The sequence below is a fragment of the Bradyrhizobium sp. NBAIM14 genome, from assembly GCF_020193895.1.
Lineage (GTDB): Bacteria > Pseudomonadota > Alphaproteobacteria > Rhizobiales > Xanthobacteraceae > Bradyrhizobium > Bradyrhizobium yuanmingense.
Window position 1 is genome coordinate 1 of record NZ_JADYVQ010000015.1, and the last position, 12,490, is coordinate 12,490.

Consider the following 12,490-nt stretch of genomic DNA (forward strand, 5'->3'; position numbering starts at 1 on the left):
AGGCGGAAGATGTTATCCAGGATCTTGGCGTTGTTCGGCTCCTGCTCGAACTTCACCAGCTGATTGTCCACGGTGTCCAGGCTCTCGCTGGTCTCCGTCAGAAACTCCCGCAACAGATCATCCATGAAAACAGGCCTTCATACAGGAAGGGCGCGCACGAGGCGTGATGCGCCATTTCGGAATGGGGCCAGCTTCACCGCAAAGCGTTTAATATTGGTTGAGTATGTGCAAAAGAACGGCACCAACAAAGAGATAAGGCGCTCCGGACAAGCCGAAGCGCCTCGTAAAGATTGCATTAACGCGTCGGAAACGACGCTTCGCGTTTACGAAGCGGTAACGATGATGGCTTCGCCTTCCGGCTTGAGCGTCACGGTGAGCCCGCAGGCCTGCGCGAGCAGCCGCGTATAATAAGGCTGGATCGCATGCGCATCGGCAGCCGGCCCGCGCTCGCCGCTCAGGAGTTCGGAGATGTTCTGCGGCAGGCGTGCATTGTGTCCGGTCGCGGTGATGCGAAAGCTCATCACCTCGCCCTCGCCGACCGGATCGACCGTCAGCATGCCGCCGCGCGGGATCGTGTGCTGGGCGACGACCAGCATGTTGAGCAGCAGCTTGACGCGGTTCTTCGGCAGCAGCAGCCGCGGCAGATTCCAGGTGATCGAGCACTTGCCGTCCTCGATATGGCCCTTCGCCATGGTGTGGGCATCGCCGAGATCGATCTGCGCGCCGGAGGAGCCGGCCGCGCCGAAGGCAAGGCGGCAGAACTGCAGCCGGGCGGAGGCCGTCTTGGCGCTTTTGCGAATCAGGTCGAGCGCGAACTCGCGGTCCTCGGGCTTGGGATCGTCGTCGAGCACTTCGAGCCCGTTGACGATGGCGCCGACGGGGCTGATGAGATCGTGGCAGACCCGCGAGCAAAGCAGCGCGGCGAGTTCGAGCATATCGGGAGCGGCAGTGGTCGCGGGCGACGAAGCGTCAGACATATAATGGGGTCCTGGAGGGTTCCTGGAATTGCACGGCGCTGGACGCCGCGAATCACGCATGCTTGACGGATGCTGCGGGTTCTAACATTCGCAACCCCGCGGCAGCTAGCTTGCGATCGGTTCGAGGCGGCCATAAGCCCCAAGCGAATCGATCGGGGCGAATCAGTGGACGAGGAACGATATTGCCGACAGATGAGGCATGCAGGTGAAACGGATCATTGACGGAGCGGCCGCTGCCGGCCTGATGGAGCCGCTGACTGCGCTGGTGGTGAAGGCGGGCGAGGCGATCCTCGCCGTCAACCGCGCGGCCATGCGGATCGACGGCAAGCAGGATGGCTCGCCGGTGACCGAGGCCGACCTTGCCGCCGACCGCATCATCGCGGACGGACTCGCGCAGCTCGCGGGCGACGTTCCGACGCTGTCGGAGGAGCGGACCCAGCTCGCCTCCCCGCCGTTCCAGGGCAGCTTCTTCCTGATCGATCCGCTCGACGGGACCAAGGAGTTCGTCGCCGGCCGCGACGAGTTCACCGTCAACCTCGCCTTGGTGACGGACGGCGGGCCGCTGCTCGGCATCGTCTCCGCACCCGCACTCGGCCTGCTCTGGCGCGGCATCGTCAGCCGCGGCGCCGAGCGCGTGAGGTTCAACGGCGCGACGATCGCCGCCGCCGAGCCGATCCGCACCCGCAAGCTGCCGGCGCGCGGGGAGCCTTGGATCGCCACAGTGAGCCGTTCGCACGGCGATGCCAGAAGCGAGGCGTTCATCGCCGACAGGCCCAATGCCGTCAGGATGACGTGCGGCTCGGCCGTGAAATTCGGCCGCATCGCGGAAGGCGGCGCCGACATCTATCCCCGTTTCGGGCCGACCTCGGAATGGGACGTCGGAGCCGGCTGCGCGGTCGTGACCGCGGCCGGCGGCAAGGTGACCGACGGCAAGGGCGGCGAGCTCCGATTTGGCCAGCGCCGCGATACCGGCTTCATCATCCCGGAATTCATCGCGTGGGGCGACCCGCAGGCGGTAGGCTGCGACTGACCAGGGCTCGTTACTGCCCGAGCTTCTCCTGCAGGGCCGGCCAGCGCTTGCCCACCTCATAGAGGAAGCGCTCGGGATCGGCGACGAAGGCGTCGCGATTGTCTTCCCGGCTGAACAAATAGAGCCGCTGCGCCACGATCGCGAAGAAATGCGGATTGGCGGGGACGGTGACGCCGCGGGCGATATCGACCGGATCATAGCCGCCGAATTGCGGTCCGTAGATTTCGGGATGGGCCTGGAAAGAGGCGCGGTTGCCCTCGTTCCGGAAGCGCCAGACGGCCCCCCAGAGGTTCGCCTCGAACTCCGCCGTCCCCTGCACGGCCGCGCCGGCGACGAAATAAGCGACGGGGTCGAAGCCCTCGATGGCGACGCCGCTGAAGCGGTTGACGACGATCCGCTCGGTGGTGGCGGCCCCTGTCGGTCCGCCGGCACCGAGGATCCAAATGCCCGCCAGCAGGCAGAGGCGGCGGGCGATCAAGGCAATTCCGGGGCGCAAAGGGCTATCTTCCTGCCGTTGTGCCGTCATAGTTGCTGCGGATAACATCCGAGTCGAGGGGACATCCGGCGCAACCTAGGGCCATGCCTGTTGGCGTGAGGTTAAGGAAGCGACCGGATTCGGTACCAGGGGTTCTTTTATGACTTTCGCATCACGCCTTGCTGCGCTCGCGCTTGCCGCGATGATCGGCTGGATCGTGCCGGCCTCCGCCCAGCAGGCGCCGCCGCCTGACCTGCCGCCGCCGCAGCGGACCCCGACGCCCAATACCTATGGGCCGGACGAGCTCGTCACCGCCGGCCATCGCTTCTTCGGCAACGTCTCGCGCGGGCTCGCCTCGATCATCGAGAAGGCGGTCAGCCAATGGGGCCTGCCGAACGGCTACATCCTGGGTGAGGAAGGCTCCGGCGCCTTCGTCGCCGGCCTGCGCTATGGCGAGGGCACGCTCTACACCAAGAACGCCGGCGATTTGCGCGTCTATTGGCAGGGCCCCTCGCTCGGCTTCGACTGGGGCGGCGACGGCGCCCGCACCATGACGCTGGTCTACAACCTGCCGGCCACCAACGCGATCTACCAGCGCTTCGCCGGCATCGACGGCTCGGCCTACATCATCGGCGGCTTCGGCATGACCGCGCTGACCTCCAACAACATCGTGCTGGTGCCGATCCGCTCCGGGCTCGGCCTGCGCCTCGGCGCCAATATCGGCTATCTCAAATACACCCCGCGGGCGACCTGGAACCCGTTCTAGGCCCACGTCCTCCCCACTGCCCACCGATCAAGGTTAACGACAGAGCGGGGCTGGCTTTCTGCCGGCCCGCCATGGCATTGTCGTTGGTGAATTTTTCCTTAAGCTTGGGAGTTCTGGCCCATGGTCGAACCGATCATGTACCTGGCGATCGGTTTCCTGCTCTCGATGCTGTGCGGGCTTGCGATCGTGCCGCTGGTGCATAACCGCGCGGTGCGCCTGACCACGCGCCGGCTCGAGGCCGCCACCCCGCTATCGATGGCCGAGATCCAGGCCGACAAGGACCAGCTCCGCGCCGAATTCGCGATGTCCGCGCGGCGGCTCGAGATGAGCGTCGAGCAGCTCAAGAACAAGACCACGAGCCAGCTCGCCGAGCTCGGCAAGAAGAGCGACGCCATCAACCGCATGAAGATCGAGCTCGGCGAGAAGAACGCCACCATCTTCGCGCTGGAGGCGCGCGAGAAGGCGGTGAAAGAGCAGCTCCGCGCCACCGAGGAGGAATTCGCCGCCAAGACGGCGTCCTTGCGCGAAGCCGAGATCGCGTTGACGGACAAGCAGGCCGAGCTCGCCAAGATCAACTCCGAACTGTCCGACCGCTCGATGATGGCGGAGAGCCGCCAGGTCGAGCTGGTCGCAGTGCGCGCGCAGATCGAGGAATTGAAGCACCGGGTCGGCGATGCCGAGAAGGAATTTGCCGCGACGCAAGCGCGCCTCGCACAGGAGCGCACCGAATCCGAGACCGCCTCGCGCGAGCTCGGCGAGGCGCGCGGCCGCGTCGAGAATCTGAGCCAGCGCGTCACCGAGCTCGACCGCCAGCTCATCGTGCAGGTCAAGGAGGCCGAGATGCTGTCGAGCCGCGTCGCCGATCTCGAAGGACGCCTTGCCACGCAGGGCAAGCTGCTCGCCGAGCGCGACTACGAGAACAACCAGCTGCGCCAGGCCAACGAGGCCAACGAGCGCACCATCAAGGAGCTGCGCGTCGAGATCGCGGGCCTCAGCGGCGGCAAGTCGTCGGCTGCGATGGAGCAGCTGCGCGCGGAAAAGGCCGCGCTGGAGGAGCAGCTGCGCAGCGCACGCGACGAACGCGCGAAACTCCAGCGCGACATCAACGCGATTCAGCAGCAGGCCGAGAGTTCCTGGGCGACCGAGCGCATGGAGAACGCGCTTCTGCGCGAGCGCATCAACGACATCGCGGCCGAGGTGGCAAAACTCGCGATGCAGCTCGAAGGCCCGAACTCGCCGATCGAGGCGCTGCTCGCGGCCGAGGCCGGCCAGCCGCCGAAGCCGGCGCCGCGCCCGGCCAACGACGCCGCGACGGGCGGCGCCGCGACCAGCAGCGGTTCTGCGCCCCGCCTGCCCGAAGGCGGTGGAACGCTGGCCGAGCGCATCCGCGCGCTCCAGGCCCACGCCTCCCGCGCCCGCCAGCAGGGCGCGTAACCGGCCAAAATCCGGCTTCCCCTGCGGAAGGCGCGACCTGACGAAGGTTTTCCGCCCCGGCGACGGCTTGAAAACTTGACACCTTGGGCCGGCACTTCTAAATCGCGGGCTCCGATGTGCCGGCCGGCCCAAGGTTGCGGCCGCCTGCATGATGGTCCCGGGCGCATAGCTCAGCGGGAGAGCGTTCCCTTCACACGGGAGAGGTCCAAGGTTCGATCCCTTGTGCGCCCACCACGCTTCGCCAAAAGGCTTCGCGTGGCGCAGCCACCCCCAATGGCAGCGAAGCGTGTCCGGCGTAGCTCAAAGAGCGTAGACGGACCGGGGGTCTTGCTTCCGCTCTGTCAAAAATTCGAAAACAACCCCATGCACAGTAGCCGACCTCAGTCGGATCAAAGGGTTGCGACTTTTCCGAATTTTCCTTGCTCCGTCGGGCAAAACAGGGGCATGATGGCATCATCGGGAGGGGCGCACGCTTGATGAGCATGCTGCGCCTGAGGGCCCGCACGGCATCGCCGGCTTAGAGATTCATGGATGAGCTGGATGACGCTCCCTCGCCCTCCTTCGAAACTCTGGGTACGAATCGCGATCGCGGTGCTTGCTGTGGCCGGCATCGGAATCGCGGCCATGGTTGGTCTCATCTGGTTCGCACTCGAAGGATTTGCCAGCTGCCGCAACGTGGTCCTGAGCTCGACGTGGTCGCCCGACGGCACCAAGGCCGTGTTCGTCTTCAGGCAGGAATGCAACGCAACGGTTCCGGATTCCACATATGCGAGCATCGCACCGATGGACCGGACCTTTTCACCTGATCGCAACCACGCATTCCTTGGCTTCGCCGGTCACGCGGAGATACTACCCAGCTGGCGCGGGAGCAACGTCGTCGAAATTGCGATGATGCCAGGGGTCGAGGGAGGCTTCATCCGGCACGATGAGAAGGTCGGCTCGATCCGGATCGATTACAAATGATCTGCGGGCTCGACGAATGATCACCACTTCATGGAGCCCGAACCGGCAATCTCTGCTCCGCAACCACGCGCACTGGCGGAAAAGAAACGCAATCCACGACGTCGAACAGCACGCTGATGCTGCCGCTGAATGACTGCGCGAAAGCGATCGCGTCATCGCGCTTTGCGTCGGCGATTTGTGTGCCGAGCGTGCAATGAGGTCGCCAGTTTTCCGGCCGATAATGCAGCCGACACAAGGCTGGATCGATTGCAGCGCTGATGGAAGCGTGCCACCGGACGAGCGTTTCATCGAACTCCGGCTCCGCCCAGAGCACGAGCGGCGGACCTGCGAACCAACAAATTCGCCTGAACGCGACCTGCAATGGCCCTTCGCCTCCAACTGCGCGGAGCATGGTCTCCCACGCGGTCTTCGCGGTAATCTCGGGCGCATCATAAATGGCGAATGTGAAATGCGGCCGATAACCGAGCCCCCTCATCGAAGGCTGGCTCTCAAACGCGGCAACTTCATCCCACAAGGCTTCGATGCGCTCTGCGGAGGAATGGTCGGACCGAATGTTGATAGCCAAAGCCATGCGCCGGTCGCTCTGTAAAGCAATGGATTTTTGCCTCACCAATGGCGATAAAACCAGGCCTTTTGCGCGCTAGTGAGCCATAAGGACGGAGATATCCGCGTGCTCCATGATATAGCTGGTCGCTCCACCGAATATCATCTGCCGTAGCCGCGTGCGGGTGAAGGCTCCTTTGATCAATAGATCGCAACCGTGTGCCCTGGCGGCATCGAGGACCGCCTCACCAGTTTCGCGCCCGTCCAGCTCAACGCTGATCAAGCTGGCCGCAATGCCATTGTATTGGAGTTGCCGAGCGATCTGACCGGCAGACGGTCCTGGCACCGCTTGGCCGCCGACAACGGTTAGGACCGATACCCTTTCGGCCAGACGAAGCAACGGCATGGCAAATGCGTTTGCCCGAGCTTGCTCGGTACTCCCGTTCCAGTGGATCATAATGTTCGTTGCGACGCTTCTTGGTCCATTCGACGGCGCCAGTAGAACGGGCCTGCCGCTCTCAAACAGCGCGGACTCAATCGCGCGGCGGTGAGGGCCCACCGCATCAATGTCAGACCGCGCCATCACGATCAGATCGAAAGCGCGCCCATAACTTCCGACAAAGTCTTCGCCCTCAGGCGCGGTCTCCAGCCAGCCGAAGCAAGGCGGGTTCGACCCTGCGGTGGCGCGGGGAACATCATGCTTCAGCATGAATGCTTCGAAAAAGTTCCGCATGTCGTTCAGTTCGGCTTCGCTCTTCACTTGATACGTGTCCAGGAGAATGCCGGTGGCCAATTCGGCGGCCGCATATTGAGGGATGCCGAACCGGAGTGGAAAGCCTTCGATATAGGCGCCGGTGCGACGCGCTAGGCCTACGGCCACAGCGAGCGTAGCTGTCATCATCGGAATATTCTGAAGCGGGACCAGGAGCGTCTTCATTTCGAATCTCCGATTTTCTGACGAAGATTGACGGTGGATGCATGCTCTCAATTGGGGCGGCGTCTGCAACAGCTTCACTTTGCGAGCCGCTCTCGTTTGCCACCGGCAACGGTTGCAATCATGCGGCCTGCTCAAGCCTCGCATCGATCTCCTGGCGCAGCGCGGCGAAGTCGATTGGCTTGGTCAACAGGTCGGCGGCGCCCTTCTCCAGCGCCTTGCGCTTGGTCTCGGCATCACCGTAGGCCGTGATCATGATAACCGGTACATCGGGGCGGGCCGAGCGCACGATAGGCAGCATCTCCAGTCCGCTCATTCCGGGCATGTTGATGTCGGACAGGATCAGAATCAGGGTGGCATCCGCTATCTCGGCCGCGCGCTGCAATGCCAGGGGCGCCGAGGATACAAACTCCATCAGAAAACGACCGGCGCGCAGATCGCGCCGAAACTGCTGGCGGAACAGCGCCTCGACATCGGGCTCGTCGTCGACCACCATGATATAGACGCTCAATTTCTGCCTCCGCTCTACAATGGTGCCGCCCGCGTACGCGGCAGCGTAATGATGAACTCGGTATATTCGCCCGGCTCGGTATCGACCTCGATGCTGCCGCCGTGCTGCTTCACGATGATGTCGTGGCAGATCGAAAGCCCAAGGCCAGTTCCTTCGCCGGCCGGCTTGGTCGTGAAGAATGGATTGAATATCTTCTCTCTGACGTCGGCCGGGATGCCGGTGCCATTGTCGCGAATGCGAATTTCGACGGCGCCGCCGAGGTCTGTGGTCGTCGCACGCAGCCTTGGCTCGAAGCCGTCACCGACGACCTCCTTTTGTTTGCTGGCCGCGTAGAAACCGTTTGAAACCAGATTGAGGAACACCCGCGTGATTTCCTGCGGATACAGCTCGAGGGCTCCCGCAGACGGATCGAGTTTTCTTTCAAGCGTGATATTGAAGCCGGCTCTTTCAGCGCGGGCTCCGTGATAGGCCAGGTTGAGACTTTCTTCGAGGATGGCGTTGATCTCCGCCGCGCGGCGTTCGCCGGACCCCTCGCGGGAGTGCAGAAGCATATTCTTGACGATGGAATCGGCGCGCGTTCCGTGCTGCACGATCTTTTCCAGGTTACCTTGCAGCATGTGGATCAGCGCGTCGATGTCCTGCCTTTCCACCTCGCCGAGGCCGGCTGAGCGCAGCGCGTCGCCGAGCTCGTCGGTCAGTTCGGAGGATAGCGCAGCAAAATTGTTGACGAAATTGAGCGGGTTCTTGATCTCGTGCGCAATGCCGGCGGTGAGTTGCCCGAGCGAGGCAAGCTTCTCGGTCTGGACCAGCCGATCCTGCGTATTTCGCAATTCCTCGAGCGATTGCGACAATTCCATGGTGCGCTCGCGCAGTTCATTCAGCAGGCGTGCATTCTCGATCGCGATCACGCCCTGGTGTGCGAAGTTGGACACGAGCTCGATCTGCTTGTCTGTGAAGGGTTTCACTTCCTGACGGAAGATCGTGATCGTGCCAATCAGCTCATCTTCCTTGAGCATGGGAACGATGACGAGGGTCCTTGCGCCGGCAAGGTCAGCGAGCGCGCGAACATTGGGGTTGCCTTCGATATAGGGCGGCTGCGTCCTGATGTCGTCGATATGAACGGTCTGATGACTCTTCTCGACGGTGCCGAGCCCGCTCGCGGGATGTGGGCGAATGTTCTGGTAGAGCCGGGTATCGACATAAGCTTGCGGCGCGTTGTGCAATGCGACCGTGCGAAAGCCGCCCTCCTCGTACAGATTCATGGTGCCAAAGCCGGCGCCGCAAATTCGCGTCGCATTCTCCAGCATCTTGTGGAAGACCGGAGCGAGCGCGCCCGATGAAGCGCTTATGATCTCCAGCACCTCCGACGTTGCCGTCTGCCGCGCCAGCGATTCATTCAATTGCTCGAACAGACGCACATTGCCAATGGCGATCACCGCCTGGTCGGCAAAGGTGGCGACGAGTTCGATCTGCTTTTCGGTGAAGGGCTGCACGCGCTTGCGGGCGACCACGATCGCGCCGATCGGCTCATTTTCGCGGAGAAGGGGAACACCGAGCGCCGTGCGCTGACCAGCGATCGTGATCGACGCCTCCAGGCCGTATTCGGGATCGGCAGCGACGTCGAGGATTTGCACCGGACGGCGTTCGAGGACGGCTCGACCCGTGACCGTGCCCCGGCCGGGAGCGATCGGATGAGCCCGCAGAAAGGCAATGTAGTCCTCGGAAAACCCGACCGCTGCTCCGGCCTGATATTCATCGCCCTCGCGGCGCATGATGAAGGCCATCTCCGCCTCGCACAGCCGTGCCGCCGAATCGACCAGCGTGTCGAGCACGGTTTGCAGGTCGAAGGTCGAGCGGCTGATCACCTTCAGCACGTCGGCGGTCGCAGTTTGCTGCTGGAGCGATTCGGCGAGATCGCGCGTCTTCGCCTGTACCTCATCGAACAGCCGCACATTCTCAATCGCGATCACGGCCTGATCAGCGAAAGTGGAGACCAGGTCGATCTGCTTGTCCGTGAACGAGTTCGCGGTCTTGCGGCCTAGGAATAGCACGCCGATCACTTCTCCGGACCGCAGCAGGGGTACGCCCAGAAGGGTGCGGTAACCGCCGGCCCTCTGTTGCTCGGGATAGGCATAGTCGGGATCGACCAGGACATCCGGAATCTGAACAGCCTTGCCGCACAGCAGGACGCGCCCAACGAGGCTACCGCGTCCAGCATTGAGCCGAACGCCCGCCGAGACCTTGGCCCACTCCGGCGAGAAATTGTACCGAGTTGCGTGATAGAAGGAGCCATCGGCGTCCTGCCGGAGGATTGCCGCCATGTCGGCCCCACACAGCGACGCCGCCGATTCCGTCAGCGTGTCGAGAACCGTTTGCAAATCGAACGCGGAGCGACTGATGACTTTCAACACATCGGCGGTCGCGGTCTGCTGCTGCAGCGATTCCCGCAAGTCGTCGGTACGCGCCTGCACCTCGTCGAACAGCCGCACGTTCTCTATGGCGATGACGGCCTGGTCGGCGAAGGTCTGCAGAAGCTGCACGTGATGCGGAGCGAAGGCCCCCGGCTCTGCCCGCGTGACGCTGATCATGCCGATCACCACGCCGCCAGTCGCGAGCGGAACGAACAACATGCTGCGAAAGCCGCGGGCGCGCGCGATGAATTTGATCTCGTTCGTCAACGCTTCCGTATCGGGGGTCGGCACCACCTTGCCCGCCTGTGTCCTCGCAAAACTCTCGAAATCGGTGATCGGACGCGGAAACATCTTCTTCAAAGCTTCATCGGCGGCAGAATTCGTCGGCGTGAACGCCGCCAAGTGGGCATTGCCGTCGATGAAGCGGAATACGGTCGTCGAAAAGCCGCCAAGCAAGGCATTTGCGCGCCTCGCGATTGCATCGAATACCGGCTTCACCTCCGATGGCGAGCTGGCAATGATCTTGAGAATGTCCGCGGTGGCGGTCTCGCGATCTTGTGCGGCGCGCAACTCGGCCAGGAGCCGCGCGTTCTCCTGCTGCAATTCCGCCACAACGCCCTGAGGAAGCGCGGCCATGATGAAAATCCGTGTCGGCAGCCGGTTCGCGGCCGACGTCAAAATTTAATCAAGAAAGCGCCGGGAATTATTTCACCATCAGGTGCTTCCGACCAGACATACCGTGAGTTGATTTTCGATCGACTACGCGTCAATTCGTCCTCGTGATCGACCGAAGCGGCAAGTTTCACACAATGCCGCTGGAGGCCGATTACCTCGGGTCCGCCTGGTGCTGGCGCCAGGGGGATCGCGGGACCCACGTGCCGCGAGCGCCGTAGATTGCGTCCCGAAACACCTAGGAGAGCCCCATGGCGACCATATTCATCACCGGCAGCACCGATGGCCTCGGCCGGGCGGCGGCCCAATCGCTGCTCGATCAGGGGCACCGCGTGGTGCTGCACGCGCGTTCAGCCGATCGTGCCGCGGCTCTCGGCGGCCTCACTTCGCGTGCGAAGGGATTGGTGATCGGCGATCTCAGGAGCGCGGGGGAGACGCGGAGCATCGCGGACCAGATCAACGCGATCGGGCGCATGGATGCGGTCATTCACAATGCCGGCGTCTACACGCGGCCGAGCCGCGGCGCGACGCCGGAAGGCCATGCCGAGACGCTGGCCATCAACACGCTTGCGCCGTTCATGCTGACGGCTCTGATCGCGCGGCCCGCTCGATTGATTTATCTCAGCAGCGGATTGCACCGCGGCGGAGAGGGCTCGCTCGACGACCTCGATTGGACCAAGCGGGCCTGGAACGCCGCCACGGCCTATGCCGAGAGCAAGCTGCACGTCGTCGCGCTCGCCTACGCGCTGGCGCGGCGGTGGCCCGACGTCCTCTGCAACGCCGTCGATCCCGGTTGGGTGCGCACGAAGATGGGCGGCGCGGGCGCCCCGGTCGATATAGACACCGGGCAACGGACCCAGACCTGGCTGGCAGTCAGCGAGGATCCCGCGGCCCTCGTGAGCGGGCGCTACTGGCATCGCCTCGAGCAGCAAGCGCCGGCCCGTGAGGCGACCGATCCGAGGTTTCAGGACCGGCTCATCGGCAAATTGACCGAGCTGACGGGCGTCGAGCTGCCGGAGGAGTGACGCACAACGATTCGTTGTCATTGCAGACTCGCAATGACGAAGCAGGCTTCAGGCGGCCTTCGGCCGCCAGGCCGTGTAGAGACCGATCAGTGTCCCCATGGCGACCAGCGCGGCTGCCAGCAGCACCTGCAATTCGCCGTTGTCGGTGGGGCCGATGGACGACACCAGCCGGGATACGATGACGAACAGAATGCCCACTGCGGCCGCGGCACCCACGCAGAGATAAGCGAGCTCGCGCGTCAGGCTGCGGCCGAGCAGTCCGAGGGCCGTGAAATACATCGAACAGGCGTTGGGATGAACGAACAAGGCAATGCGCGCATAGCGGCCATAGGCGTCGAACAGGGACTCGCATCGGCGCAAGGCCGCCTTCGAGGCCACCCGCTGCAGAAACGGCCTGAAGAAACGCGCTTGTCCATAGCTGAGAACGGCGCCCAGGATGATGGCGAGCCACGCCGCGAGGAAGACGGAGCCGTCCACGGCCTTCGGACTGAGCGCCACGGACATCAGGATGAGGGCGGTGCCGGGAAAATAGCCGAAATACGGGAAGACCGCTTCCACCAGCACGCAGGCGAACATGAAGGCTAGAAACCATGCCGACCCGGCCGCGCCATGGACGATGGCGTTCAGGTCGAACAGGCTCGTCCTGTAGAGAACGAGGTACATGCACATGGCGAGGCCCGCCAGCGCATAGAACGGCAAGGCTCCAGACAAAAACCGTCTCATCCAATCATCAACTTCGTTTGGCGGAG

Annotated in this window: 12 protein-coding genes and 1 tRNA gene; 6 read left to right on the forward strand and 7 right to left on the reverse strand. The window is 63.5% G+C overall.

Going from position 1 to position 12,490, the window contains the following annotated elements:
• Positions 1 to 323 precede the first annotated feature (323 nt).
• On the reverse strand, positions 324 to 977 hold the full coding sequence (gene chpT, locus I6F28_RS27220; protein ID WP_036009803.1) for a histidine phosphotransferase ChpT: 654 nt from the start codon (positions 975 to 977) through the stop codon (positions 324 to 326).
• A gap of 199 nt (positions 978 to 1,176) precedes the next feature.
• Here chpT and I6F28_RS27225 point away from each other — a divergent pair, with 199 nt between their 5' ends.
• Entirely contained in the window at positions 1,177 to 2,007 is an 831-nt protein-coding gene (locus I6F28_RS27225; protein ID WP_225142085.1) for a 3'(2'),5'-bisphosphate nucleotidase CysQ family protein, read from the forward strand.
• A 10-nt stretch (positions 2,008 to 2,017) separates the two neighbouring features.
• On the opposite strand, the gene I6F28_RS27230 is transcribed toward I6F28_RS27225, so the two are convergent.
• The gene (locus I6F28_RS27230) at positions 2,018 to 2,503 is read right to left on the reverse strand and encodes a YHS domain-containing (seleno)protein (RefSeq protein WP_036009801.1); all 486 of its coding nucleotides are present in this window, start codon (positions 2,501 to 2,503) and stop codon (positions 2,018 to 2,020) included.
• 139 nt (positions 2,504 to 2,642) lie between these two features.
• Here I6F28_RS27230 and I6F28_RS27235 point away from each other — a divergent pair, with 139 nt between their 5' ends.
• From I6F28_RS27235 to I6F28_RS27250, 4 genes are all read left to right on the forward strand, one after another.
• Positions 2,643 to 3,248: a DUF1134 domain-containing protein gene (locus I6F28_RS27235; RefSeq protein WP_036009799.1), complete on the forward strand. Its 606-nt coding sequence runs from the start codon at positions 2,643 to 2,645 to the stop codon at positions 3,246 to 3,248.
• A 120-nt stretch (positions 3,249 to 3,368) separates the two neighbouring features.
• A complete protein-coding gene (locus I6F28_RS27240) occupies positions 3,369 to 4,682 on the forward strand; it encodes a coiled-coil domain-containing protein (RefSeq protein WP_225126676.1) in 1,314 nt (437 codons plus the stop codon).
• A 159-nt stretch (positions 4,683 to 4,841) separates the two neighbouring features.
• Positions 4,842 to 4,916, forward strand: a tRNA-Val gene (locus I6F28_RS27245).
• 297 nt (positions 4,917 to 5,213) lie between these two features.
• The gene (locus tag I6F28_RS27250) at positions 5,214 to 5,645 is read left to right on the forward strand and encodes a hypothetical protein (protein ID WP_225126677.1); all 432 of its coding nucleotides are present in this window, start codon (positions 5,214 to 5,216) and stop codon (positions 5,643 to 5,645) included.
• A gap of 28 nt (positions 5,646 to 5,673) precedes the next feature.
• Here the strand turns inward: I6F28_RS27250 and I6F28_RS27255 are convergent, their stop codons facing one another.
• From I6F28_RS27255 to I6F28_RS27270, 4 genes are all read right to left on the reverse strand, one after another.
• Positions 5,674 to 6,216, reverse strand: a complete 543-nt coding sequence (locus tag I6F28_RS27255; protein WP_225126678.1) for a 2'-5' RNA ligase family protein — start codon at positions 6,214 to 6,216, stop codon at positions 5,674 to 5,676.
• Between the two features lie 69 nt (positions 6,217 to 6,285).
• Positions 6,286 to 7,125 (reverse strand): universal stress protein, encoded by an 840-nt coding sequence (locus I6F28_RS27260; RefSeq protein WP_225126679.1) that lies wholly within the window; start codon positions 7,123 to 7,125, stop codon positions 6,286 to 6,288.
• Between the two features lie 118 nt (positions 7,126 to 7,243).
• Positions 7,244 to 7,633, reverse strand: coding sequence for a response regulator (locus I6F28_RS27265; RefSeq protein WP_036009791.1), 390 nt, complete (start codon positions 7,631 to 7,633; stop codon positions 7,244 to 7,246).
• Between the two features lie 14 nt (positions 7,634 to 7,647).
• Positions 7,648 to 10,680 carry a GAF domain-containing protein gene (locus I6F28_RS27270; protein WP_225142086.1) on the reverse strand — a complete coding sequence of 1,011 codons (3,033 nt, stop codon included), beginning with the start codon at positions 10,678 to 10,680 and terminating at the stop codon, positions 7,648 to 7,650.
• A gap of 287 nt (positions 10,681 to 10,967) precedes the next feature.
• Here I6F28_RS27270 and I6F28_RS27275 point away from each other — a divergent pair, with 287 nt between their 5' ends.
• Positions 10,968 to 11,741: an SDR family NAD(P)-dependent oxidoreductase gene (locus I6F28_RS27275; protein ID WP_225142087.1), complete on the forward strand. Its 774-nt coding sequence runs from the start codon at positions 10,968 to 10,970 to the stop codon at positions 11,739 to 11,741.
• A gap of 48 nt (positions 11,742 to 11,789) precedes the next feature.
• On the opposite strand, the gene I6F28_RS27280 is transcribed toward I6F28_RS27275, so the two are convergent.
• A complete protein-coding gene (locus tag I6F28_RS27280) occupies positions 11,790 to 12,464 on the reverse strand; it encodes an SNARE-associated domain-containing protein (RefSeq protein WP_225142088.1) in 675 nt (224 codons plus the stop codon).
• Positions 12,465 to 12,490 lie beyond the last annotated feature (26 nt).

Excerpts from the sequence above, each read along its gene's own strand:
- chpT (WP_036009803.1), bottom strand. The coding sequence starts at position 977 with ATGTCTGACGCTTCGTCGCCCGCGACCACTGCCGCTCCCGATATGCTC.
- I6F28_RS27225 (WP_225142085.1), top strand. The coding sequence starts at position 1,177 with ATGCAGGTGAAACGGATCATTGACGGAGCGGCCGCTGCCGGCCTGATG.
- I6F28_RS27235 (WP_036009799.1), top strand. The coding sequence starts at position 2,643 with ATGACTTTCGCATCACGCCTTGCTGCGCTCGCGCTTGCCGCGATGATC.
- I6F28_RS27240 (WP_225126676.1), top strand. The coding sequence starts at position 3,369 with ATGGTCGAACCGATCATGTACCTGGCGATCGGTTTCCTGCTCTCGATG.
- I6F28_RS27250 (WP_225126677.1), top strand. The coding sequence starts at position 5,214 with ATGAGCTGGATGACGCTCCCTCGCCCTCCTTCGAAACTCTGGGTACGA.
- I6F28_RS27255 (WP_225126678.1), bottom strand. The coding sequence starts at position 6,216 with ATGGCTTTGGCTATCAACATTCGGTCCGACCATTCCTCCGCAGAGCGC.
- I6F28_RS27260 (WP_225126679.1), bottom strand. The coding sequence starts at position 7,125 with ATGAAGACGCTCCTGGTCCCGCTTCAGAATATTCCGATGATGACAGCT.
- I6F28_RS27270 (WP_225142086.1), bottom strand. The coding sequence starts at position 10,680 with ATGGCCGCGCTTCCTCAGGGCGTTGTGGCGGAATTGCAGCAGGAGAAC.
- I6F28_RS27275 (WP_225142087.1), top strand. The coding sequence starts at position 10,968 with ATGGCGACCATATTCATCACCGGCAGCACCGATGGCCTCGGCCGGGCG.
- I6F28_RS27280 (WP_225142088.1), bottom strand. The coding sequence starts at position 12,464 with ATGAGACGGTTTTTGTCTGGAGCCTTGCCGTTCTATGCGCTGGCGGGC.